The sequence below is a fragment of the Pseudomonas sp. Leaf127 genome, assembly GCF_001423155.1.
Lineage (GTDB): Bacteria > Pseudomonadota > Gammaproteobacteria > Pseudomonadales > Pseudomonadaceae > Aquipseudomonas > Aquipseudomonas ovata.
Genome location: NZ_LMOA01000020.1, coordinates 289,522 through 312,386, shown reverse-complemented (window position 1 = coordinate 312,386; position 22,865 = coordinate 289,522). Strand labels below are relative to the sequence as shown.

General features: G+C 60.9%; 19 protein-coding genes and 5 tRNA genes. 8 read left to right on the top strand and 16 right to left on the bottom strand.

Going from position 1 to position 22,865, the window contains the following annotated elements:
• Nucleotides 1–183: 183 nt before the first annotated feature.
• The 6 genes from ASF84_RS12095 to amaB all read right to left on the bottom strand — a co-directional run bounded on the left by ASF84_RS12095 (nt 184) and on the right by amaB (nt 9,065).
• Nucleotides 184–2,643 carry a TonB-dependent siderophore receptor gene (locus tag ASF84_RS12095; protein ID WP_056838575.1) on the bottom strand — a complete coding sequence of 820 codons (2,460 nt, stop codon included), beginning with the start codon at nt 2,641–2,643 and terminating at the stop codon, nt 184–186.
• 125 nt (nt 2,644–2,768) lie between these two features.
• Entirely contained in the window at nt 2,769–3,713 is a 945-nt protein-coding gene (locus ASF84_RS12090; protein WP_056838574.1) for a FecR domain-containing protein, read from the bottom strand.
• 10 nt (nt 3,714–3,723) lie between these two features.
• Nucleotides 3,724–4,233, bottom strand: a complete 510-nt coding sequence (locus ASF84_RS12085; protein ID WP_056838572.1) for a sigma-70 family RNA polymerase sigma factor — start codon at nt 4,231–4,233, stop codon at nt 3,724–3,726.
• Nucleotides 4,234–4,497: 264 nt separating this feature from the next.
• Entirely contained in the window at nt 4,498–5,886 is a 1,389-nt protein-coding gene (locus ASF84_RS12080) for an amino acid permease (protein ID WP_056838571.1), read from the bottom strand.
• Nucleotides 5,887–6,098: 212 nt separating this feature from the next.
• Nucleotides 6,099–7,391, bottom strand: coding sequence for an L-pipecolate oxidase (gene amaA, locus ASF84_RS12075; RefSeq protein WP_056838569.1), 1,293 nt, complete (start codon nt 7,389–7,391; stop codon nt 6,099–6,101).
• 183 nt (nt 7,392–7,574) lie between these two features.
• Entirely contained in the window at nt 7,575–9,065 is a 1,491-nt protein-coding gene (amaB, locus tag ASF84_RS12070) for an L-piperidine-6-carboxylate dehydrogenase (RefSeq protein ID WP_056838567.1), read from the bottom strand.
• 137 nt (nt 9,066–9,202) lie between these two features.
• Here amaB and ASF84_RS12065 point away from each other — a divergent pair, with 137 nt between their 5' ends.
• From ASF84_RS12065 to hglS, 3 genes are all read left to right on the top strand, one after another.
• A complete protein-coding gene (locus ASF84_RS12065; RefSeq protein WP_056838565.1) occupies nt 9,203–10,102 on the top strand; it encodes a LysR family transcriptional regulator in 900 nt (299 codons plus the stop codon).
• Between the two features lie 190 nt (nt 10,103–10,292).
• Complete coding sequence (locus ASF84_RS12060; protein ID WP_056838563.1) at nt 10,293–11,543, top strand: 2-aminoadipate transaminase; 1,251 nt, start codon at nt 10,293–10,295, stop codon at nt 11,541–11,543.
• A 46-nt stretch (nt 11,544–11,589) separates the two neighbouring features.
• On the top strand, nt 11,590–12,990 hold the full coding sequence (gene hglS, locus ASF84_RS12055) for a 2-oxoadipate dioxygenase/decarboxylase HglS (protein WP_056838561.1): 1,401 nt from the start codon (nt 11,590–11,592) through the stop codon (nt 12,988–12,990).
• A gap of 102 nt (nt 12,991–13,092) precedes the next feature.
• On the opposite strand, the gene ASF84_RS12050 is transcribed toward hglS, so the two are convergent.
• The gene (locus ASF84_RS12050; RefSeq protein WP_056838559.1) at nt 13,093–14,034 is read right to left on the bottom strand and encodes a LysR substrate-binding domain-containing protein; all 942 of its coding nucleotides are present in this window, start codon (nt 14,032–14,034) and stop codon (nt 13,093–13,095) included.
• 125 nt (nt 14,035–14,159) lie between these two features.
• On the opposite strand from ASF84_RS12050, the gene ASF84_RS12045 reads away from it, so the two are divergent.
• Entirely contained in the window at nt 14,160–15,536 is a 1,377-nt protein-coding gene (locus ASF84_RS12045; protein ID WP_056838556.1) for an L-serine ammonia-lyase, read from the top strand.
• On the opposite strand, the gene ASF84_RS12040 is transcribed toward ASF84_RS12045, so the two are convergent.
• Together ASF84_RS12040 and ASF84_RS12035 are read right to left on the bottom strand one after the other, a co-directional pair.
• The gene (locus tag ASF84_RS12040) at nt 15,517–16,095 is read right to left on the bottom strand and encodes a YciE/YciF ferroxidase family protein (RefSeq protein ID WP_082481548.1); all 579 of its coding nucleotides are present in this window, start codon (nt 16,093–16,095) and stop codon (nt 15,517–15,519) included. The genes ASF84_RS12045 and ASF84_RS12040 overlap by 20 nt on opposite strands.
• Nucleotides 16,096–16,315: 220 nt before the next feature.
• A tRNA-Arg gene (locus ASF84_RS12035) sits at nt 16,316–16,387 on the bottom strand.
• Nucleotides 16,388–16,694: 307 nt separating this feature from the next.
• Here ASF84_RS12035 and ASF84_RS12030 point away from each other — a divergent pair.
• From ASF84_RS12030 to ASF84_RS12020, 3 genes are all read left to right on the top strand, one after another.
• A complete protein-coding gene (locus ASF84_RS12030) occupies nt 16,695–17,003 on the top strand; it encodes a hypothetical protein (protein WP_442963045.1) in 309 nt (102 codons plus the stop codon).
• A gap of 40 nt (nt 17,004–17,043) precedes the next feature.
• The gene (locus ASF84_RS12025) at nt 17,044–17,229 is read left to right on the top strand and encodes a PA3371 family protein (RefSeq protein ID WP_056838552.1); all 186 of its coding nucleotides are present in this window, start codon (nt 17,044–17,046) and stop codon (nt 17,227–17,229) included.
• A gap of 518 nt (nt 17,230–17,747) precedes the next feature.
• Nucleotides 17,748–18,074 (top strand): Arc family DNA-binding protein, encoded by a 327-nt coding sequence (locus ASF84_RS12020; protein ID WP_056838550.1) that lies wholly within the window; start codon nt 17,748–17,750, stop codon nt 18,072–18,074.
• Nucleotides 18,075–18,211: 137 nt separating this feature from the next.
• Here ASF84_RS12020 and mgtE read toward each other — a convergent pair whose 3' ends face one another.
• Nucleotides 18,212–19,654: a magnesium transporter gene (gene mgtE / locus ASF84_RS12015; RefSeq protein ID WP_056838549.1), complete on the bottom strand. Its 1,443-nt coding sequence runs from the start codon at nt 19,652–19,654 to the stop codon at nt 18,212–18,214.
• A gap of 322 nt (nt 19,655–19,976) precedes the next feature.
• Between mgtE and bamE the strand changes: the two genes are divergently transcribed.
• Nucleotides 19,977–20,465, top strand: coding sequence for an outer membrane protein assembly factor BamE domain-containing protein (bamE, locus tag ASF84_RS12010; RefSeq protein ID WP_056838547.1), 489 nt, complete (start codon nt 19,977–19,979; stop codon nt 20,463–20,465).
• 44 nt (nt 20,466–20,509) lie between these two features.
• Here bamE and ASF84_RS12005 read toward each other — a convergent pair.
• The 6 genes from ASF84_RS12005 to ASF84_RS11980 form a co-directional block, all read right to left on the bottom strand.
• Nucleotides 20,510–20,586: transfer RNA gene (locus ASF84_RS12005), tRNA-Arg, on the bottom strand.
• 160 nt (nt 20,587–20,746) lie between these two features.
• Nucleotides 20,747–20,823 (bottom strand) — tRNA-Arg (locus ASF84_RS12000).
• A 93-nt stretch (nt 20,824–20,916) separates the two neighbouring features.
• Nucleotides 20,917–20,993 (bottom strand) — tRNA-Arg (locus tag ASF84_RS11995).
• Between the two features lie 111 nt (nt 20,994–21,104).
• A tRNA-Ser gene (locus tag ASF84_RS11990) sits at nt 21,105–21,195 on the bottom strand.
• A gap of 61 nt (nt 21,196–21,256) precedes the next feature.
• On the bottom strand, nt 21,257–21,445 hold the full coding sequence (csrA, locus tag ASF84_RS11985) for a carbon storage regulator CsrA (protein ID WP_020290522.1): 189 nt from the start codon (nt 21,443–21,445) through the stop codon (nt 21,257–21,259).
• Nucleotides 21,446–21,626: 181 nt separating this feature from the next.
• Nucleotides 21,627–22,859, bottom strand: coding sequence for an aspartate kinase (locus ASF84_RS11980; protein ID WP_056838545.1), 1,233 nt, complete (start codon nt 22,857–22,859; stop codon nt 21,627–21,629).
• Between the last annotated feature and the right edge of the window lie 6 nt (nt 22,860–22,865).

Genomic DNA, 22,865 nt, shown 5'->3' with positions numbered 1-22,865 from the left:
TGGACGGAACTTTCTCGTCGCACAAACGGCCTGAATTTATCGATTATTTTAATGCTTCATTTCTATGACGGCACTGAACAACTGCAACCCCCTCAAATAACCTTTTCCCTGACCGACAACAAAAGGATGCCCCCTCATTTGAGGGGACATCCCTTTTATTACACGGACCGTTATAACCCGCGATCAGAACGTGCCGCGCACGGTCACCTCCAGGCTGCGCGGTTCACCCCAGTAATAACTGGTGGCCGTCGTGCCAATCTTCTTGTAATAGGCCTTGTCGAACAGGTTATTGGCATTGAGCTGCACGGAATAATGGTCATTGAAGCGATAGTTGGCCATGGCGCTGTACACCGCATAGCCGCTCTGGGTGGCCAGGGCATTGCCGCTGCGCGAGTAGATATCGCTCTGCGCCCGCACCCCGCCACCGACGGTGAGGTCCGACCAGGCGCCAGGCAGGCGATAGCTGGTAAACAGCTTGAGCATGCGCTTGGGGTCGGTGGAGCGCAGCACGTTACCGGTATTGCTGACCGTGTCCTTGAGGTATTCGGTGCTGGTGTAGGTGTAGCCACCGGACACCTGCCAGCCGGGCAGGACCTCACCGGACACTTCGATCTCAAAACCGTCGCTGCGGCTCTTGCCGCTGGCCGTCTGGCAGTAGCCGGAGGCGTAGAACGGCGGGCACGGGTTGGGGCTGTTGATGTCGTCGAGTGCCTTGCCCACCTGATTGATGCGGAACAGCGCCAGCGAAGTGTTCAGGCGCCCCTCATAGAACTCGCCCTTGATGCCCATTTCATAGGCCTCACCGGTGATCGGCTCCAGCACCGAACCGGCCGCGTCCGTGGCGCTTTGCGGGTTGAATATCTCGGTGTAGCTGGCGTAGGTGCTGAAATTGTCGTTGAGGTCGTAGATCAGCGCCGCGTACGGGACGACTTCCTGGTTGACGCTGTAGTCGCCGGTGGCGGTGGTCGACTGGTCGTACTTCCACCAGTTCATGCGCGCACCGAGGATGGCGGTCAATGGCTCGGCCAGCGAGAGGCGCCAGGTGGCGTGGGCGCCTTCCTGGGTGGTGCGGGTCATGACCGGGCGGGCGGTGATGTTGATGGCAGGCTCGGCAATCGCCTTGGGGTCCCAGTTACGGATATCGAAGTCACTCAAGACACCCACGACCCGATTGGTGGCCGAGGCGGTGGAATCATTGCGAATACGTTCGAGACCCAGCATCAGTTCATGCTGGCGACCGAACAGATCGAATGGACCGTTAAGCGTGGCGCTGAGATTGGTCTGCTCGCTTTCACCACCATCGCCCTCGGTCACTTGCATGTTCATCAGGTAAGGGTTGGTGGTACTGGCACGCTCGATAAAAGTCTGTTTGAAGCCATTATTGTCCAGGCGAAAATGCGTGCGCGTGCCGGACAGTTTCAGTGCCCAGTCGTTATCGAACAGATGCTCGAGCTCGACAAAAGTCTGCAGGTTGCTGCGGTTCCAGCGGTTCCAGTCGGCCCCCAGGTAGGCGCTGCGCGACAGCTCCAGCGGCTGGCCGCTGAAATCCGCCGGCAACCCGCCCCAGGCGCCGGTGGCGTCCAGCTCGGTGTACTCGATGCCAGTGGTCAGGGTGGTGCGCTCGCCGAGGTCGGCGGCCAGCGAGCCGTAGAGCACGTTCTTGCGCTCCATACGGCTGTCCTGAAACAGGTCGCGGTCATCGTGCACCGCGATCATCCGGCCACGCAGGGCACCTTCGGCGGCCAGCGGGCCGGACACGTCCAGTACATAACGCTGGGCATCCCAGGAACCGGCGGTGACGCTGGCCGAACCCTGGAACTCGCGTGTCGGGCGCTTGCGCACCATATTGACCGTGCCGGACGGGTTGCCCGAACCGCGCAGCATGCCGGTGGCGCCACGCAGCACCTCGACGTGGTCGATAATTGCCGAGTCGCTCTGGATGAACGAGCCGCCACCACTGCCCTGCACCACTGTCGCGCCATCGTACTGGATCGCGTCGATCTGGTAGCCGCGCGAATAATAGGTAACCCGTTCACTGTCGACATAATCGACGACCACGCCCGGCGTCTGCTCCAGCACTGTGGTCAGGTTGGTCAGGCCCTGATCCTGCAAGCGCTGGCTGGTCAGCACCGTGACCGATTGCGGGGTACGGCGCAGGGTCTGCGGCGATTTGCCGATGCTCACGGCACCGGTGGTATAGGAGCCGGAGTTTTCGGTCACGCTGCCCAGACCGCTGCCGGTCACACTGATGGCGCCCAGTTCGACGGCGCCGTCAGCCAGCACCTCGGGTCTGGCGATCAGCACATAACTGCCGTTACCCTGCGCCACCACCTGAAAGTTGCTGCCGGCCAGCAGCGTGGCAAAGCCTTCATGGAGGCTGTAGCTGCCACGCAGGCCCGGCGACTGACGCCCCTGCAATTGCGCGGCATCGAACGAGATGGCCGCCCCGGCCTCGACGGCAAAGCGGCTGAGCACTTCGGTCAGGCTGCCGCTGGCAATGTCATAGCTGCGCACACGGCTTTCGCTCGCGGTTTCGGCGGCCACCGCCTGCAACGATGGCATCAGGCAGACAGCCCCCAGGCCGAACAGGCAAACGCGAATGGCCGTGCTCAACACGCTGTACTTGGGCTTGCAAGGTGTCATGTGTCCCCTCCCCTCGGGTATGTAATGACCGGTATCGAGGGGTTAGCCGAACGGGACACCCGATTAATGCAAAGACGATGCATTTTTATTTGCGCACGCTTGCCGTGCTGCGAAAACAGCCTCTGTCAGGCGCGGCTGACGGTTACCCACAAGGCGGTATGGCGCACCACTTTCAGGCCCAGGCCGCTTTCCAGCGCCGCCAGGGCGATGTCGGTATTGGCCAGCGGAAAGGCACCCGACACCTTGAGTCCGGCCACGGCCGGATCGCAGCGCAACCAGCCACGCCGGTAGCGGCTCAGCTCGGCCAGCAGCTCGCCCAAGGGTTGTTCGATGGCCAGCAGGCTGCCGTGCTGCCAGGCAGCCGTGGCCGGCGTATTGGGCCGCACGGCCTCGATATGTTCGCGGTCGAACTGCACCTGCTGGCCCGCCTGCAGCGATTGCGCCGGGCCGCTATCGGGCAGGTGCACCTCGGCACTGTTGCGCAGCACCGAGACCTGCGCGCCGTGCCCGAGCATGCGCACGGTCAGGCGAGTGTCCTGCGCCTGCACGCGACCATAGGGGGTTTGCACCCACAGCGGCCGGCCCAATGAATCGGACGAGGCATTGACCAGGATTTCGCCGGCACGCAGGGTCAACTGCCGCTGCCGGGCATTGAAGTCGACATCCAGCGCGGTGTCGGTATTGAGCTTGATGACGCTGCCGTCGGCCAGTTGCAGGTCGCGCTGCTCGCCCACAGCGGTACGGTATTGGGCGAGCAAGGCGGCCCCGGTGTCGCTGCGCCAGCCAGCAATACCCAGGCCGCCGGCGGCTGCCAGCAGCACCACGCTGCGCAGCACCTGGCGCCGCGACTGGCCGCCCCGTAGCACGGGCGCCGCGACCTGGCCGGGCACCCGGGCAAATTGCGAACTGACTGACTCGACCCGTTGCCAGGCTTGCCGGTGCAGCGGGTCGGCATCATGCCAGCGTTGCCAGGCCTCGCGGTCATGCTCGCTGTCTTCGCCACTGGCCAGCCGCGCATACCAGTGCGCGGCCACGCGAATGGCTTCGCGCTCGGGGCCGGAAGGACTCACGTCGGCGCCGTCATGAAAACTGCATCAGGCAACAATGCTCCATCGCCTTGGCCATGTGGTTGTTGACGGTGCGCACCGAAATGCCCAGGCGCTCGGCAATGACCGGGTAGGTCAGGCCGTCGAACTGCGCCAGCAGGAAGGTCTGCTTGACCTTGCCACCCAGGCCGTCAAGCATGCGGTCGATCTCGATCAGGCTCTCGACAATGATGGCCTGGTCTTCCAGCGACGGCTGCTCGCCCGGCGGCACGCTGGCCAGCCACTCCAGGTAACTCTGTTCCAGGGCACGTCGGCGGAACAGGTCGATCAGCAGCCCACGGGCAATGGTCGACAGGTAATGGCGAGGCTCGCGCACTTCCAGCGCCGTACGCGCCTTGAGCAGACGCACGAAGGTGTCCTGTGCCAGGTCCGCCGCATCGCTGCGATTGCCCAGGCGCTGGCGCAACCAGCCTTGCAGCCAACCGTGGTGCTCGATGTACAGGTCGTTGACGGCACAGCGCAAGGAAGGAGAATCGACAGTCATGGGACTTCATTCGATGGGAATGAAAGTTATTATCAGATACGTGTACGGCATTTTGCAACCGCCCCTGATCAGACAACCCCGTCATCCCTGACGCGTGCGGTAGGAGCGCGCTCTGCCCGCGACCGGCTGCGTTAGCAGTCGTAAAATTGTGGCGTTTCGCAGATTTTAAGTGTTCACAGCCGTAAATCTGTGGCGTTTCGCAGATTTTACGAGCGCTACGCACTCGGTCGCGGTGGTCCGGCATTCCGGCAGAGCGCGCTCCTACTAGCGTTGCTGTGCGTAGATATTCACTGCGGGCTTGCGGCGGGCAAAGGCGATCAACAGGATGGCGCCTGTCACCGCAGCCGTCAGCAGGGTTTCATAGCGGTAGCTCGGGCTGATCAGCATATAGCCCAGCACCAGGGTGATCAGGCCGATGACCAGCCAGGTCAGCCATGGAAACAACCACATCTTGAAGGCAATCTCGGTGCCCTGGCGTTCCATGATGGCGCGCATGCGCAATTGCGAAACGGCGATCACCAGGTACACCAGCAAGGCAATCGCCCCGGTGGTGGACAACAGGAAACCGAACACCTGACCCGGAAAGGCATAGTTCACGAAGCAACCGACGAAACCGGCCAGGGTCGACAGCACCACCGCCACGGTCGGCACGCCATTGCCCGAAACGCGACGCACCGCATCAGGCGCCTCGCCGCGCGCGGCCAGTGAATACAGCATGCGCGAGGCGGTATACAGGCCCGAGTTCATGCAACTGGTCACCGCCACGAACACCACGATGTCGACCATCAGCTTGGCGCCAGGTACGTTGAGCACTTCCAGTACGCGCTGGAACGAGCCGACCTTGAGCAGTTGCGGGTCGTTCCAGGCCACCAGCGAAACGATGAAGAAGATCGAGAAGATGTAGAAAATCGCGATGCGGTACACCACCAGGTTGGTGGCGCGACGGATCTTTTCCTTGGGGTTGGCCGTTTCGTCAGCGGCAATGGTGACGATCTCGGCCCCGAAGAACGAGAAGATCGTGACCAGCACGCCGCCCAGCACGGCACCAAAGCCATTGGGCATGAAGCCACCGCTCTGCCACAGGTGCTGCACGCCAGAGACTTCGGCCAGTGGCCAGAAGCCCAGCACTGCCGCGCTGCACACGCCGATAAAGGCCAGGATGGCGATGACTTTGACCAGCGCGAACCAGTACTCGAACTCACCGAAGTTCTTCACGCTGACCAGATTGGTACCGGCCAGCACGATCATGATCAGGAAAGCGAACAGCCAGGAAGGCACGGCGGGCATCCAGGCGTGCAGGATGTCGGCGCCGGCAATGGCTTCGACCGGAATGATCAGCACCCAGAACCACCAGTACAGCCAGCCGATGGTAAAGCCGGCCCATGGCCCGATGGCCTGGCCTGCGTAGGTGGAGAATGAACCGCTGTTGGGGTTGGCGATGGCCATTTCACCCAGCATGCGCATGACCAGTAGAACCAGGGTCCCGGCGATCAGGTAGGAAATCAGGATCGCGGGGCCGGCCGTGGCGATGGCGTTGGACGAACCGATGAACAGCCCGGCGCCAATGATGCCGGCAATCGAGATCATCGACACCTGACGCGAAGTCAGGCCGTGCTTGAGTGAGCGGTGCTCGTTTTTCTTGTCTGTCGTCATGGTGTTCTCTCAACGTGGACGCCCAATTGCACGCAGCCGAGACCGCGCCGCGCCACAAGGCGACGTAATGCTGAATCAGCACTGTGATTGGCTTGAAGGCAGGCTCGCCGATAAGACAAGCCTGCTTATTGCATCGAGAGCTGGCGCCGGCACGCAGGCGGACATCAGCGGATGAAATGAAGCCTTATTGTTGTTTTAGCCGGCGCGCCTGATCAGAGCACCACGCGCAGGCATTGGCCGGCGTGGTACAGCGAAAAGCCGGCCTCATACGCCAGGCTGCGCAACGAATTGCCTGCCGCCGCCTTGCCGGTGGTGAACGACACGGGCAAGGCCCTGGCATCGTTGTCGCCCAACAGGTAGTCGGCAAAGCACTTGCCCACCAGGGTACCGGTGGTCACGCCACGCCCGTTGAAACCGGTGGCGGCCAACAGGCCCGGCGCCGGCTCGAACAGCCGCAGCAAATGGTCGGGGGTAAAGCCGATGCGCCCGGTCCAGGTGCACTCCCACTCGACCTTATTGCCCAGTTGCGGGAAGTAATGCTGCTGGATGCGGTCGGCCCACTGGCGAATGAACCACAGTGGATAATTGCCGGCATTGCCCAGGCTGCCCAGCACCAGGCGCCCGTCCACATCGCGACGGATGCTGCTCAGCACGGTGCGGGTGTCCCATGACCCCTGGCCGCCCTTGAGAATGCCGGCCTGTTCGGCACCCTGCAGCGGGGTCGAGGCCACCTGGTAGTAGTAACCGGCAAAGATGTGGCTCTTGATGTCGGTCCATTCCCCTTCGGTATAGGCATTGGAGGCGATAATGACCTTTTCGGCACGCACACTGCCGCGCTCGGTGGTCACCTGCCAGCCATCGCCCGTGCGACGCAAGCCGTTGACCGGCGAATCGCCATACAGCTCGCCGCCCTTTTTCACCACGTTGAGCGCCAGCCCCGAGACATAAGCCATCGGGTTGACAGTGCCCGCACGGTGGTCGAGCACGGCACCGGCGATTTTATCGGTGCCGCAGGCGTCTTCGCAGACCTTGCCGGTCAGCAATTCGACCGGCGCGCCCCGGCGCTGCCATTGTTCGACACGGCTGCGCAGATCGTCCAGGCCCTTGGCGTTGTGCGCCATGTGCAAGGTCCCGGTGCGGGTGTCCTGGCAGTCGATGGCGTACTTGTCGATGGTCGAGAACACCAGCGACGGCGCCGCCCCCAGGGCCGTGTTGAGGCGCGTGGCCTCGGCACTGCCCAAGGCTTTGTCCAGGTCGTCGGGGGCGACCCAGGTGCCGGCATTGACTAACCCGACATTGCGTCCCGAACCGCCATGGCCGACCTGATGCGCCTCGACGATACACACCGACTTGCCGCCTTCAAGCAACTGCAAGGCGGCCGACAGACCGGTAAAGCCGGCGCCGATGATGCAGACGTCGGCGCTGCGCTCGCCTGTCAATGGCGGATGGATCGGGCGCTGTGGGGTCAACTGTTCCCAGAGACACCCTTGACGAAATTGCGCCATGCAAGAACTCCCCGGCAATGGCCAGAATAAAAGACAGGTAGGAGCGCGCTCTGCCGGAATGCCGGACCACCGCGACCGAGTGCGAAGCGCTCGCAGAAATCTCGAAAACGCTGAAAATCTACGACTGCTGCGCAGCCGGTCGCGGGCAGAGCGCGCTCCTACATCAGACAGCTTGCCAGCCGATCAATCAAACACAATGCCCTGGGCCAGTGGCAGCTCGCGGGAATAGTTGACGGTGTTGGTCTGGCGACGCATGTAGCCTTTCCAGGCATCGGAGCCGGACTCGCGACCGCCGCCGGTTTCTTTCTCGCCGCCAAAAGCGCCACCGATTTCCGCACCGCTGGTGCCGATGTTGACGTTGGCAATGCCGCAGTCGCTGCCGGCCGAGCTCTGGAAGGCTTCGGCTTCACGCACGTCGGTGGTGAAGATGCACGACGACAGGCCTTGCGGCACTTCGTTGTTCAGACGCAGGGCGTCTTCGAACTCGTCGTAGGCCAGCACATACAGAATCGGCGCGAAGGTTTCGTGGCGTACCACAGCACTCTGGCCTGGCATCTCGGCTATGGCCGGGCTGACGTAGTAACCGTTGGGGAATTGCTCGGCCAGTTGCCGCTCGCCGCCGAACACCTGGCCGCCTTCGTCGCGGGCCTTGGTCAACGCATCCTGCATGGCACTGAAGGCTTGCTTGTCGATCAGCGGGCCGATCAGGTTGCCTTCACGCGGGTCACCGATGCGCACCTTGGCGTAGGCGGCCTTGACGCGGGCCACCACTTCGTCCTTGATCGAACGGTGCACGATCAGGCGGCGCAAGGTGGTGCAACGCTGGCCGGCGGTGCCGACGGCGCTGAACAGGATGCCGCGTACGGCCAGGTCCAGGTCGGCGCTCGGCGCCAGGATCATGGCGTTGTTGCCACCCAGTTCGAGGATGCTGCGGCCAAAACGGGCGGCCACACGCGGGCCGACTTCACGGCCCATGCGAGTGCTGCCGGTGGCGCTGACCAGCGGCACGCGCGGGTCATCGACCAGCACTTCGCCGGCTTCACGGTCGCCGATGATCAGTTGCGCCAGGCCTTCGGGCGCATCGCCGAAGATTTTCAGCGCCTTGTCGAACAGCGCCTGGGAGGCCAGTGCCGTCAGCGGGGTCTTTTCCGACGGTTTCCACAGCACGGCGTTACCGGCCACCAGTGCCAGTGCGGTGTTCCAGGCCCAGACGGCCACCGGAAAGTTGAAGGCACTGATCACGCCGACCACGCCCAGCGGGTGCCAGGTTTCACGCATGTGGTGCCCCGGACGCTCGGAGGCGATGGTCAGGCCGTACAACTGGCGCGACAGGCCGACGGCGAAGTCACAGATGTCGATCATTTCCTGCACTTCGCCCAGGCCTTCCTGAGTGATCTTGCCGGCCTCGATCGACACCAGCTCGCCCAGCTCGGCTTTGTGCTCACGCAGCACCTCGCCCAGGATGCGCACCAGCTCGCCACGACGAGGGGCCGGCACACTGCGCCACTTCAGGAAGGCGTCGTGGGCGCGCTGCACACGGGCGGCGACCTGCTCTTTGCTTTCGAGGGTGACGGAAGCGATCTGGCTGCCATCGATGGGAGTGAAGACGGCATGGTTGCCGCCCGTGTAGGCACTTTTATCCACGCCCAGACTTTCTAACAATTTGGCAACCACGTTGATTCTCCTGCGTTGACACTGGTTGAAAGCATTGATGTCGGTCAGTATTGATCCACACCCGCCATCGTCACAAACGACGATTTAGAAAAACATGATTCCGTTTTGGAATGTTCTACCTTAGCAGGAACCCACCGATGTCCAAGCGTCTGATGCCCTCCACCACCGCCCTGCAATGTTTCGAGGCAGCGGCCCGGCATCTGAGCTTCACCCGCGCCGCGCAGGAATTGCACCTGACCCAGAGCGCGGTCAGCAAACAGGTCGCGCAGCTCGAAGAAATGCTCTGCCATCCGTTGTTCCAGCGCATTCGCCGGCGCCTGCACCTGACCCCGGCCGGCGAGCTGTACATGGCCGAGGTGAACAAGATCCTCATCCAGGTCGACATGTCCAGCCGCTACATCCTGACTTACGGTGGCGAGACCGAAGTCTTGAAAATCGCCACCCAGCCGACCTTCGGCGACCGCTGGCTGGTGCCCAACCTCAAGGGCTTCAGCAGCCACAATCCCGGCATCCATCTGGACATCCGCAGCGAGCTGGAGCCGTTCGACCTGGTACGGGCCAAGGCTGACGTGGCGTTCTTTTTCGGCCAGGGCACCTGGCCCGGCGCCACCTGCATCGAGCTGTTCAAGGAACAGGTGGTGCCGGTCTGCGCCCCGGAGATCATGGCCCGCCATGTGTTCGAGAGCGCCGAGGCCTTGACCGGACACTTGCTGCTGCAATGCACCTCGCGCCCCGAGGCCTGGCACGAATGGTTTCTGGAGCAGAACCTGCATTCGCAGAACAGCTACCATGGCCCGCGCTTCGACACTTTCTACATGTGCATCCGCGCCGCGCAGGCCGGGTGCGGCATCGCGCTGGTGCCGCGTTACCTGGTCAATGAAGAGCTGGCCGAGGGCAAGCTGGTCATTGCCTGGAATCATCCGTTGCAAAGCGACGGTTCGCATTTTCTGGCACACGCCGAACATGCCGCCCAAGTGCCCAAGGTCAAGGCGTTCGTGGACTGGATCCGGCACAAGGTCAACACCGGTACGCCATGAGGCATGGCATCGGCGACTTCCCGAATTATTGGAATGACACAACGATTTTATTTCGTTTGCGGGGCCGGCCGGTTGTTCGCTTAGATAGAGAAAACGTCCAACAGCCAGGATGAACCATGTCTTCGCACGCCGGCATGCCGCATGCCCCCGCTTCACGTTCTACCCACATTGCGTTCACGAGGTTCATGCCATGAGCCGCGAGAACATCAGCCAGTCGATCTCGGCGGTGCACCCGCTGACCCTCTCCCACGGCCGCAATGCCGAAGTCTGGGATACCGCCGGCAAGCGCTACATCGACTTCATGGGTGGCATTGGCGTACTGAACCTGGGGCACTGCAACCCGGACGTGGTCAGGGCCATCCAGGACCAGGCCGGCAAACTGACCCACTATGCCTTCAATGCTGTGCCGCACGATCCGTATATCCGGTTCATGGATCGGCTGGAGGCGTTCATGCCCGTGAGCTACCCGCTCAGCGGCATGCTCACCAACAGTGGCGCGGAAGCGGCCGAAAATGCGCTGAAGATCGTCCGTGGCGTCACCGGCCGCACCGGCGTGATTGCTTTCGACGGCGGTTTTCATGGCCGTACCCTGGCGACCCTGAACCTCAATGGCAAGGTCGCGCCTTATAAACAACGCATCGGCGTGCTGCCCGGCCCGGTGTTTCATGTGCCGTACCCGAGCCAGGACACCGGCATCACCACTGAACAGGCACTCAAAGCCATCGACCGCTTGTTCAGTGTCGAGATCGATGTCAATGAAATCGGCTGCTTCATCATTGAGCCGGTACAGGGCGAAGGCGGCTTTCTGGCGCTGGAACCGGCGTTCGCCGTGGCCTTGCGCGCCTTGTGCGATGCCCACGGCATTCTGTTGATCGCCGATGAAATCCAGTCCGGTTTCGGTCGTACCGGCCAGCGCTTCGCCTTTTCTCGCCTGGGCATCGAGCCGGACCTGATCCTGCTGGGCAAGAGCATCGCTGGCGGCATTCCATTGGGTGCGGTGGTCGGACGCCGCGCCTTGCTCGACACCCTGCCCAAGGGCGGGCTGGGTGGCACCTATTCCGGCAACCCGATTGCCTGTGCGGCGGGCCTGGCCTCGCTGGCACAGATGACTGACGAAAACCTGGCCTTGTGGGGCCAGCGCCAGGAACAGGCTGTCGTCAATCGCTACCACACCTGGCAGGAAACCGGGCTTTCGCCTTACCTGGGACGCCTGACCGGTGTGGGCTGCATGCGTGGCATCGAACTGGTGACGCCCGCAGGCGCACCGGGCACTGCGCAACTGGCGCAATTGCTGGGTGCCGCCCGCGAGGCCGGGCTGTTGCTGATGCCCAGCGGCAAGGCGCGACACATCATTCGCCTGCTGCCACCGCTGACCACGGAGCTGGCAATTCTTGAAGAAGGGCTGGACATCTTCGAGCGCTGCCTGGCCGAACTGAACTGACAAGCCCCCGTTGACTGACCGGATTTTGTGCGGAGAGACATCCTTGATGAGCACTGCAAATTTCGCTGACCGCGACCTGATTCGCGCCAGCTTTTCCCGCGCCATGTCGCACATGTACCAACAGGAGGTGCCACTGTACGGCACCTTGATGGAACTGGTGGCCGAGACCAACGCGGACGTATTCAAACACCAGCCCCAGCTCCTGGACAGCCTGAAGAAAACCGGCGAAATCGAGCGCCTGGACATGGAGCGTCACGGCGCCATTCGTGTCGGCACCCCGCAGGAACTGGCGACTCTGGCGCGCCTGTTTGCGGTCATGGGCATGCAGCCGGTGGGCTATTACGACCTGACCCCGGCCGGCGTGCCGGTGCACTCCACCGCCTTTCGTGCCGTGCATGAAGACGCCCTGCAGGTCAGCCCGTTCCGGGTGTTCACCTCGCTGCTGCGCCTGGAACTGATCGATAACGCCGAGCTGCGCGCTTTCGCATCTCAAGTTCTGGCCAAGCGTTCGATCTTTACCCCGCGTGCGCTGGAACTGATCGCCCAGGATGAGCGCGATGGCGGCCTGAGCGAATCCGAGGCGGCCGAGTTCGTCGAACAAGCGCTGGAAACCTTTCGCTGGCACAACACCTCGACCGTGTCGCTGGGCGAATACCAGCAACTGCTGGCCCAGCACCGGCTGATCGCCGACGTGGTGGCGTTTCGTGGTCCGCACATCAATCACCTGACCCCGCGCACCCTGGACATCGACACCGTGCAGAGCGGCATGCCACTCAAGGGCATCACACCCAAGGCGGTGGTCGAAGGCCCACCGCGCCGCCAGCACCCGATCCTGTTGCGCCAGACCAGCTTCAAGGCGCTGGAAGAGCCGATCACCTTTGTCGGCCAGGGCGTCAACGAGTCAGGCAGCCATTCGGCACGCTTCGGCGAGATCGAACAACGCGGGGCCGCGCTGACACCCAAGGGCCGTGCGCTGTACGACCAGTTGCTCAATGCGGCGCGTGATGAACTGGGTGAATTCCCCAACGAAGCCAATGCCGTGCGTTACGCGCAGTTGCTGGAGAAGGCCTTCAAGGATTTCCCCGACGACCTGAACGCCATGCGCACGCAGGGCCTGGCCTACTTCCGCTTCTTCGCGACCGACAAAGGCCTGGCCGCGCGCAGCAGCGAGCTGCCGCTCAAGGATCTGGAAGCCTTGATCGAGGCCGGCCATATCGATTTTGCGCCACTGGTGTATGAAGATTTTCTGCCGGTCAGTGCGGCGGGTATTTTCCAGTCCAACCTGGGCGACGACTCGCAGGCGCACTACTCGGCCAGCTCCAACCAGCAGCAGTTCCAGCTCGACCTGGGACGCGAGACCATCAATGAGTTGAAGCTGTACGCCGACACCCAGCGTCGTTCACTGCTGGAATGCTCGACACAACTGCGGGTGCCGCCGCTGGTATAAACCGCTTCAGCCACGACTGGCGCAAACACCCTGCTGCGCCGTTCCCGCTTTCCCGGCTGAAGCGGTTCGCCCCCGGCCGGTCCTGCAGGAATGGCGTCTACATCAGGTTGCGCCGTTCCCGGCCAGCACCGATCCTGCACCGGCTTCATTCACCAGCCAGTCGTGCACTGCACGGCGGGCCGGGGTGTTCAGGGCGCCTTCGCGGTAGACCAGCACGTACTTCTTGCGTGCCTTAATCGGCTGGCCGAACGGCACGATCAGCGAGCCTTGCACCAGCTCGTCGGTGATCAGGGTCTTGCGCGCAATCGCCACGCCCATGCCCATGCGCGCCGCCTCGATGGTCAGGTGGTTGCGGTTGAAGGTGTGTCCGCGCCGCACATCCACGCCGGCGGCTCCGATGGCGGCCAGGTAGAACTCCCACTCGGCATATTCATAACTGCCCCGCCAGGCAGTGATGTCGTGCAGCAACGGGAAATGCACCAGTTGCCCGGGACCGTCCAGCGGCGGGCGGCCTTCGAGCAAGGCCGGCGAGCAGACCGGAAACAGTTCCTCCTCCAGCAACGGCGTGGTCAGAAGCCCCGGATAGCTGCCGTCATTAAGATCGATGGCCAGGTCGAAATCGTCGTCGCGCAACGAGCCACTGCTGTCTTCGGCAATGATGCGCAGCTGGATATCGGGAAAGGCTTGCTGCAAGCGCGGCAGGCGCGGCATCAGCCATTTATGCAGGAACGAGGGAATCGAGCGCAGCTTGAACACGCCGCCGATACGCCCCGAATACAACAGCCGCAATTCATCGCTGATGCGGCTTTGCACCTCGTTGGCCACCAGCGCCAGGCGCTGGCCTTCAGCGGTCAATTCCAGACCGCGCCCAACCCGGTGAAACAGGGCAAAGCCAAGGCGCTCTTCGAGCTGGCGCATCTGCTGGCTGATGGCCCCCGGGGTGACGTGCAGCTCATCGGCGCAGCGGGTAAACGACAGGTGCCGCGCCGCACAGGCAAAGACCTGCAGCCACGCGTGCATCTGGGCATTGAAGATTCGGCTCATTGAGGAGTTCTGCTAATACGTTGCATAGGAACAATCGTTTGTCGTTTCACGGTGCCCAGCCAAAGATAGCCCCATTACAGATGAGGTCATTGCGCCTCAGGCTACTTATCCCAAGGGTGCACCAGATGGCTATCAGCGTCTTCGACATGTTCAAAATCGGCATCGGACCTTCCAGTTCGCACACGGTGGGGCCGATGCGAGCCGGGGCACTGTTCGTCACCGACCTGCGCGAGCAAAACCTGCTCGACAGCGTAGAGCGGATGGAGGTGCGATTGTACGGCTCTCTGTCGGCCACTGGCATCGGCCATGCTACTGATCGCGCGACCGTCATGGGCCTGATGGGCGAATGGCCCGACCAGGTTGATCCCAGCGCAGTCAATGAGCGGATCGAAGCTCTGCTTCACACCCACCAGTTGCTGCTGGGCGGCGAACGGGAGATTGAATTCGTCTGGCAACGCGATATGCGTCTGCTCGACGAAAGCCTGGACTTCCATCCCAATGGCATGACCCTGTGCGCCTATGGCAAGAGCGGCGAGCTGTACGAGCAGACCTACTATTCGATCGGGGGCGGCTTTGTCATCGACGCCCGGCAAGCGGCCAGCGGCACACTGGATGGCGACAGCACCGTGCTGCCTTATGACTTTTCCAGCGGCAAGGAACTGCTGGCGCTGTGCAAGACCCATAACATGAGCATTTCGACGCTGATGATGGAGAACGAAAAGGTCTGGCGCAGCGAAGCCGAGATCCGTGAAAAACTCATGGGCATCTGGGAGGCGATGCAGGCCTGCGTCAACAAGGGCCTGAAGGAACAGGGCATTTTGCCAGGCGGGCTGAATGTACGTCGCCGTGCCTATCGCCTGCACCAGAACCTGCTGAATCTGGACAACCCCAATGTCATCGGTTCGACCATGAGCGCGATGGAGTGGGTCAACCTGTTCGCCCTGGCAGTCAATGAAGAGAACGCCGCCGGCGGGCGCATGGTGACGGCGCCCACCAATGGCGCGGCCGGCATCGTGCCAGCCGTGCTGCACTACTTCATGAAATTCAATCCGGCCGCCAACGAAGACGACGTAGTGCGGTTTTTCCTCAGCGCTTCGGCCGTCGGCATCCTGTGCAAGAAGAATGCGTCCATCTCCGGTGCTGAAGTCGGCTGCCAGGGCGAGGTGGGCTCGGCCTGCGCCATGGCTGCCGCCGGTATCGCCGAAATTCTCGGTGCCACGCCCTCGCAAGTAGAGAACGCTGCCGAAATCGGCCTGGAGCACAACCTCGGCCTGACCTGCGACCCGGTGGGCGGCCTGGTCCAGGTGCCCTGCATCGAGCGCAATGCCATCGCCGCCGTCAAGGCCATCAACGCCGCGCAGATGGCGCTGCGCGGCGATGGCGAACACTTCATCTCCCTTGACCAGGCAATCCGCACCATGCGTGATACCGGTGCCGACATGCACGACAAATACAAGGAAACCTCACGCGGCGGCCTGGCGGTCAGCCTCGTGGAGTGTTGAGCGACTGCTTGTCAGCGTCGCGCCCGGCAGGCCTTTGCCGGGCACGTGCCTGATCATCTTCTTCGGTCGCCTGCCCGGCGCTCTGTTCGGCAATCATGGTCAGCTTCTGATCGGCAGACTTCTCTTCGTCCAGCGTCTTGCGCAATAGCTTGGCGGCGTCCTTGATGCCGAGCTGATTGGCCATGGCGATCAAGGTGCCATAACTGGCAATTTCATAGTGTTCCACCTTCTGGCAGGCCGCGATCAGGCCGGCATCGAGCACATGACCACGCTCGACCTCCTCGATCAACTCCTTGCCCTCCTCGATCAGGCCTTCCATGGCCAGGCACTTGACGCGCTTGAGTCTGAAATTCGAAGCCTCGACCAACTGGTCGATGCGCTCGATCTGGCCTTGGGTTTCTTCCAGATGAGACTTGAAAGCCTCCTGCAATGCTTCATTGGTGGCGGCACGAGCCAGTTTCGGCAGGGCCTTGGTGAGTTGTTTTTCGGCACTGTAGACGTCGGACAGTTCGTGGATAAACAGGTCGTCCAGCGTCTTTCTGCTTGCTGTTCTGCTCATCGCGGGTTTCATCCCTTCAGATTGACGGCGTGAGATTAACGGCACGGGAGGCACAGTGCGCTTCCCTCGTGAAGTCGACCGGGCGCGCAGCCACCCTGTTCAGCACAGCCGACGAACAGTCATGGGACGGACATGCATTTTGGGAGTGGGGACGAGGCGGGATGCAGACAAGGTGTCATGAATCGATGGTCAGGCGGAGGCTGACCCAGATGCTGGAATGTGTCCCCTGCAGGAATCGAACCTGCATCTAGCCCTTAGGAGGGGCTCGTTCTATCCGTTGAACTAAGAGGACTCAACATCAACTGAAATGACCTGAAGACTTGCCATCAGGTGCTGGGCATTTTACGCAAAAACAAGGATTTAGCAAAAACTTCGTGCCCTCGCTGTGGACCCGAGACGCTGAACGGCATCCTGCATGAATAGCCATCCCTCTGTCTTGTCAGCCATTGCCGACACAATCCTGAGGATACGGTTCCGTGCCCTTGTCGTGCAATTTGCAATCTACCAAATGGCCAGCATTGCAAAACGCAAGGCCCAGAGCTTTGAATGCAAGATTAAGCCATTGATTTATATGAGTTTTTTTAATGAAGGAAACTGGCATGCACGCTGCATTATCTCTTTCAAGCGAGCAGACTTTTTTCTACCCTCCGGCGCAGGTACCCAAAATGAACATGATCCTCACCGCGTTGAACGCAACAGCCCTGGTGGCCCTGGTGACTTTTCATTTTCAAGGCACTGCCAGCCAGGAGACCCAGCTGAACAATCATGCACAGATCCAGCACACCCTGCGCCAGACGCCTCAACTGGCAATCATGGCTGACAAAGGCGCCAACCCGGCTATGCTGACCAATGACGCGCAACAGATGCCCCAGGCAACAAGCAGTGCGGCACAGCGTTGGGTCTTCTGAACCGTCTCTAGCAGCATCATCCCCACATGAGAGAGCCGCCATGTCGAAATCCGCACTGTCATTTCTGATCCTGACCCTGATGGCCATTGCCACTGACCTGCTGTTACTCGACCAGGCCCCCGCCTTCAGTACTGCAGCCAAGGCTATCGCCGGGGTATTTGGCAGCCTGTTCTTCGGCGCCCTCATCATCGGCCGTCGCTTCAAGTTCGATCCGGTATTGCGCTGAGGCTGAATCTGTCGCATCGCACCTTCAGAACCTCCTGCCGCACCCAGAGTTCAATCAACCTTTCACGCTGATGGTCGTACTGGTCTGACGTTATGGCCAGGCATCGGCGACATGATCCAGCCCCCTCTCTGCTTCACCTTCTCCTGCTACCAGTCATGACGCTCGCCCTTTACAGCGCGTTTGTCGGACCGGATTCGTATTCGTTTCCATAACCATCTACGCTCTGAATACAGATAGCCATGATGGCAAAAAGCAGTCAGACGTTCACCGCACCGACAGCAAAGCGACAGCTTCCCCGCTATGCAAAGTAATTCGCAATTCTGATAATCGGTGCTGGCCAAACGCCTTTATCTGAGTCAATATTTGTCACAGATTTGACGCCAAGTAATCGTCGTAATGGGGCATGATGCTGACCCCCCGATAGCGCGGTTGAACATTTGGCCAAATGGATTGTCATACGTGGACAAGCTTGCGGCCATTTGCTAGAACCGCTTCCCCTGAACTAACCGGTTAAATATATGAGCCCTATGAAACAGGCTACTTATTCCAGCCGTACGGCTGACAAGTTCGTCGTCCGTCTACCCGATGGCATGCGTAATCGTGTGCAAGAGGTGGCCAAGAATCATCACCGCAGCATGAACTCGGAAATCATTGCTCGCCTCGAGCAGAGTCTGATCCAGGAAGGTGCCTTTGGCGACGAGCCAAGCGTGCGCCTTGATAGCCCTGAGCTGACCCTGAACGAACGCGAACTGCTTCAGCGTTTCCGTCAACTTTCACACCGGCAACAGACTGCACTGGTATCGCTGATTGCACACGATACCGAACTTGCGAACGAAGATTCGTAAGCGATGTGCACGCTGTTAAAGCCAGCTCACTGCTGGCTGTTTTAAGGTTATAAAACGCCCCGTTAGTTGTAGGACGTTTCTTCAGGCCACAAAAAAACCGCTTTAAAGCGGTTTTTTTGTGCGTGCCATTTAACCAACTAAAGCAGAAAGACCGTTGCCAGCCCCAGGAAGATAAAGAACCCTCCACTGTCGGTCATGGCCGTGATCATCACGCTGGCCCCCATTGCCGGGTCACGCCCGAAACGCACCAGGGTCATCGGAATGGTTACGCCCATGAAGGCTGCCAGCAGCAGGTTGAGGGTCATCGCAGCGGTCATCACCACACCCAGCGACCAGCTGTCATAGAGCAGGAAAGCCACGACCCCGATCACACCACCCCACACCAGGCCATTGACCAGCCCGACCGCCAGCTCTTTGCGCAACAGGCGCGCGGTATTGCCGGTACTGACCTGATCGAGCGCCATGGCGCGTACGATCATGGTAATGGTCTGGTTACCGGAGTTGCCCCCGATACCGGCGACGATCGGCATCAGCGCTGCCAGCGCCACCAGCTTCTCGATGGAACCCTCGAACAGGCCGATGACCCGCGACGCCAGGAAGGCGGTGATCAGGTTGACGGCCAGCCACGCCCAGCGGTTGCGCAATGAACGCCAGACCGAAGCGAAGATGTCTTCATCCTCACGCAGACCGGCCATGCTGCGCACTTCGCTTTCGCTTTCTTCACGGATCAGGTCGACCATTTCATCGATGGTCAGACGGCCGATCAGCTTGCCGTTCTTGTCCACCACCGGCGAGGAAATCAGGTCATAACGCTCGAATGCCTGCGCGGCCTCGTAGGCGTCACCTTCAGGGTGGAAGCTGACCGGGTCGTTGGCCATGACATCGGCGACCTGCCGCTCCGGGTCGTTGACCAGCAGGCGCTTGATCGGCAGCACGCCCTTGAGCACGCCATCGCTGTCGACGACAAACAGCTTGTCGGTGTGGCTGGGCAGCTCCTTGAGCCGACGCAGGTAGCGCAACACCACTTCCAGGCTGACATCCTCGCGGATGGTCACCATCTGGAAGTCCATCAGCGCACCGACCTGCTCCTCATCGTAGGACAGCGCCGAACGCACACGCTCGCGTTGCTGGGCATCCAGCGTTTCCATCAACTCATGGACCACATCGCGCGGCAGCTCGGCCGCCAGGTCCGCCAGTTCATCGGCGTCCATGTCGCGGGCAGCGGCCAGCAACTCATGATCGTCCATGTCGGCGATCAGGGTTTCGCGCACCGCGTCCGAGACTTCAAGCAGGATGTCGCCGTCACGCTCGGCCTTGACCAGTTGCCAGACCGTCAGGCGGTCTTCCAGCGGCAAGGCCTCAAGAATATAGGCGACGTCGGCGGAGTGCAGGTCGTCGAGCTTGCGCTGCAGCTCGACCAGGTTCTGCCGGTGCACCAGGTTTTCCACGCGGTCCTGGTGCTGGCTTTCCTGACGATGGGTCAGGTCTTCGACAAGACGCTGGCGGTGCAGCAGGTCGATGACTTGCGCCAGACGATCCTGCAGGCTTGCCTGCGTTTTTTTTACTTCTCTTTCGGTCATAGGCGAACTCCACCCCCAGCAGCGGAGCACGCCGGGGGATCAATCAGGTGAGACTTGATTGGTGAAATGTGATGTCAAGTAACTACTGGGTAAGTCCATGGAGGTATTCCATAAGCCCCGGCGGGGCTGACGGGCGCAATGATACACCGCTTTGGCCGGATAGCATGTGAGAAAATTCGGGCAAGAACAGATGCTTGCAGCACAAACCTAACAATCGTGCGAGTCAGTATTACTACGACGTCACATCCTGCGAAGAAAACACGCTCGCCGCTGCAATCAAGTCGCACTAGGCTGTGGCGGATCAGTCATGGAGGACTCGACGATGCCTATTCAGACCGCCCGCACCCTGATAGGTGCCCTGCTCTGCCTGCCGCTTGCAAGCCAGGCCACCAGCACTGTCCAGCGCTGCGAGGACGCCAGCGGCGCCATCACCTACACTTCGCTGGGCTGCCAGGCCGAGCAGCACAGTCAGCAGGTCAATGCCTACAACGCACCACCTGGCAGCCTGCAGCACATACTGCCTTCGGGCAGAGCCGACAGAGCGGCACGCGCAGCACCCAGGGAGCTTGTGGTGGTCGGCCAGCACGATGACGGTTGCGGCAACCGCCTGAGCGCCGAGCAACGGCGCAGCGCGATCATCAACCAGCGCACCCCGGCCGGCATGACCCGGCGCGACGTCGAAAGCCTGCTGGGTCGTCCCGACAAGGTTTCCCAACGCAACGGCGAGATGCGCTATCACTACGCACAGAAAGGTGGACGCAGCCACCAGGTAACATTCGACGAAGACGGCTGCGTAAAAGGAAAACGCTGACCAAACAAAAAGCCCGTATCTTTCGATACGGGCTTTCTGATGTTTGGTGCACTCGACAGGATTCGAACCTGTGACCGCTCGGTTCGTAGCCGAGTACTCTATCCAGCTGAGCTACGAGTGCATTTGTTGGTGCGCATTATAGGCCAGGAAATTATTCTGTAAAGCGATTTTTTAAAATAAATTCAACGACTTACGGCAACAGAAAATAACCGGGCTTTGTTGAAATACAGCAGCCGGAAAAGCAGAAAGCCCATACCTTTCGATATGGGCTTTCTGGTGTATGGTGCACTCGACAGGATTCGAACCTGTGACCGCTCGGTTCGTAGCCGAGTACTCTATCCAGCTGAGCTACGAGTGCAGGTATGTTTTTAGACCAGACCATCTCTGGTTGAAACAGGTTACTTGCCAGAACTTGAGCGACCAAGCCCGGTTCTTGCAAACAACCTTTAAATGGTGCACTCGACAGGATTCGAACCTGTGACCGCTCGGTTCGTAGCCGAGTACTCTATCCAGCTGAGCTACGAGTGCATATTCAGTGTTGCGCATTTTAGGTCGTCGAATCGTTTTGTAAAGCGCTTTTTCCATCACCCCGAGTAGAAGGTTTCAGGTAAAGCCAGACTCGACGCACTACACAAATAATGGCGGAGAACGGGGGATTCGAACCCCCGACACCCTTTTGAGGTGTACTCCCTTAGCAGGGGAGCGCCTTCGGCCACTCGGCCAGCTCTCCGCAACACGGGGCGTATAATAACCACGCTTATCCCGCTTTGCAAACAAAAAATTCAAATAAATTAATGGCTTGGTTCCTGGTCCTTCTCTTTCTTGATCCGCAGGTAGATTTCCTCACGGTGAACCGCGACTTCCTTGGGCGCATTCACACCAATACGCACCTGATTACCCTTGACGCCGAGCACAGTCACGGTGATCTCACCATCACCAATGATCAGGCTTTCTGCGCACCGACGAGTCAGAATCAGCATACTTTTCTCCTCACGCAATACATTCAGGAACAACAGTCTGCACCACCACCCGGCAACAGCTGGCGACAAGAAAGCCACGAGCCAAGCCTGAGTATTGACCAACCCACCGAAAAGAACAGGCTGTGTGCGCCATTCAAAAAGCACAAGGCGCGGTCATGCCGCGCCTTATGTCAGTTGCAGCTCACTCGCCCTGACGAGGGGCATCCAGCTCGAAGGCCGTGTGCAGCGCGCGTACGGCCAGCTCGAGGTACTTCTCCTCGATGACGACCGACACCTTGATCTCGGACGTGGAGATCATCTGGATATTGATGCTCTCCTTGGCCAGGGCCTCGAACATGCGGCTGGCGACACCGGCGTGCGAGCGCATGCCGACACCGACGATCGACACCTTGGCGATCTTGGTATCGCCGGAGACTTCACGGGCGCTGATTTCGCGCGCCGTGTTCTCCAGGATCTGCAAGGCCGCCTGGTAATCGTTGCGGTGCACGGTAAAGGTGAAGTCGGTGGTGTTATCGTGCGAAACATTTTGCACGATCATGTCGACTTCGACATTTGCGGCACTGACAGGACCCAGGATCTTGAAGGCCACGCCCGGGGTGTCTGGCACGCCACGGATCGTCAGCTTGGCTTCATCGCGGTTGAAAGCGATGCCGGAAATGATCGGCTGTTCCATGGATTCCTCTTCGTCAATGGTAATGAGGGTGCCCGGACCCTCCTTGAAGCTGTGCAGGACGCGCAGCGGGACATTGTATTTGCCGGCGAACTCGACGGAACGGATCTGCAACACCTTGGACCCGAGGCTGGCCATTTCCAGCATCTCTTCGAAGGTGATCTTCTCCAGCCGCCGCGCCTGTGCCACGACCCGAGGGTCGGTGGTGTAGACGCCGTCGACGTCGGTGTAGATCTGGCACTCACTGGCCTTCAGGGCTGCCGCCAGGGCCACGCCCGTGGTGTCCGAACCGCCACGACCGAGGGTCGTGATGTTGCCGCTCTCGTCGACCCCCTGGAACCCTGCCACCACCACCACGCGACCGGCCTTGAGGTCGGCGCGAATCTTCTGGTCATCGATGTCCAGGATACGCGCCTTGGTGTGCGCACTGTCGGTCAGGATCCGCACCTGGTTGCCGGTGTAGGACACCGCCGGCACGCCACGCTTGATCAGGGCCATGGCCAGCAGACCAATGGTCACCTGTTCGCCGGTGGACACGATCACGTCCAGCTCGCGCGGGACCGGCTGATCGGTGATCTGCCGGGCCAGGTCGATCAGCCGGTTGGTTTCGCCGCTCATGGCCGACAGCACGACCACCAGGTCGTCACCGGCCTCGCGGAACTTCTTGATTTTCTCGGCCACCTGTTCGATCCGCTCGACAGTGCCGACGGAGGTGCCGCCAAATTTCTGTACGATCAAAGCCATCTCAAT

What these genes read in the sequence shown, in the direction of transcription:
- ASF84_RS12095 (WP_056838575.1), bottom strand. Translation starts at nt 2,643, where the DNA reads ATGACACCTTGCAAGCCCAAGTACAGCGTGTTGAGCACGGCCATTCGC.
- ASF84_RS12040 (WP_082481548.1), bottom strand. Translation starts at nt 16,095, where the DNA reads ATGAGCAGAACAGCAAGCAGAAAGACGCTGGACGACCTGTTTATCCAC.
- hglS (WP_056838561.1), top strand. Translation starts at nt 11,590, where the DNA reads ATGAGCACTGCAAATTTCGCTGACCGCGACCTGATTCGCGCCAGCTTT.
- ASF84_RS11980 (WP_056838545.1), bottom strand. Translation starts at nt 22,859, where the DNA reads ATGGCTTTGATCGTACAGAAATTTGGCGGCACCTCCGTCGGCACTGTC.
- ASF84_RS12025 (WP_056838552.1), top strand. Translation starts at nt 17,044, where the DNA reads ATGTCGAAATCCGCACTGTCATTTCTGATCCTGACCCTGATGGCCATT.
- ASF84_RS12085 (WP_056838572.1), bottom strand. Translation starts at nt 4,233, where the DNA reads ATGACTGTCGATTCTCCTTCCTTGCGCTGTGCCGTCAACGACCTGTAC.
- ASF84_RS12045 (WP_056838556.1), top strand. Translation starts at nt 14,160, where the DNA reads ATGGCTATCAGCGTCTTCGACATGTTCAAAATCGGCATCGGACCTTCC.
- ASF84_RS12060 (WP_056838563.1), top strand. Translation starts at nt 10,293, where the DNA reads ATGAGCCGCGAGAACATCAGCCAGTCGATCTCGGCGGTGCACCCGCTG.
- ASF84_RS12020 (WP_056838550.1), top strand. Translation starts at nt 17,748, where the DNA reads ATGAGCCCTATGAAACAGGCTACTTATTCCAGCCGTACGGCTGACAAG.
- ASF84_RS12080 (WP_056838571.1), bottom strand. Translation starts at nt 5,886, where the DNA reads ATGACGACAGACAAGAAAAACGAGCACCGCTCACTCAAGCACGGCCTG.
- amaA (WP_056838569.1), bottom strand. Translation starts at nt 7,391, where the DNA reads ATGGCGCAATTTCGTCAAGGGTGTCTCTGGGAACAGTTGACCCCACAG.
- bamE (WP_056838547.1), top strand. Translation starts at nt 19,977, where the DNA reads ATGCCTATTCAGACCGCCCGCACCCTGATAGGTGCCCTGCTCTGCCTG.
- ASF84_RS12065 (WP_056838565.1), top strand. Translation starts at nt 9,203, where the DNA reads ATGTCCAAGCGTCTGATGCCCTCCACCACCGCCCTGCAATGTTTCGAG.
- mgtE (WP_056838549.1), bottom strand. Translation starts at nt 19,654, where the DNA reads ATGACCGAAAGAGAAGTAAAAAAAACGCAGGCAAGCCTGCAGGATCGT.
- ASF84_RS12030 (WP_442963045.1), top strand. Translation starts at nt 16,695, where the DNA reads ATGCACGCTGCATTATCTCTTTCAAGCGAGCAGACTTTTTTCTACCCT.
- csrA (WP_020290522.1), bottom strand. Translation starts at nt 21,445, where the DNA reads ATGCTGATTCTGACTCGTCGGTGCGCAGAAAGCCTGATCATTGGTGAT.
- ASF84_RS12050 (WP_056838559.1), bottom strand. Translation starts at nt 14,034, where the DNA reads ATGAGCCGAATCTTCAATGCCCAGATGCACGCGTGGCTGCAGGTCTTT.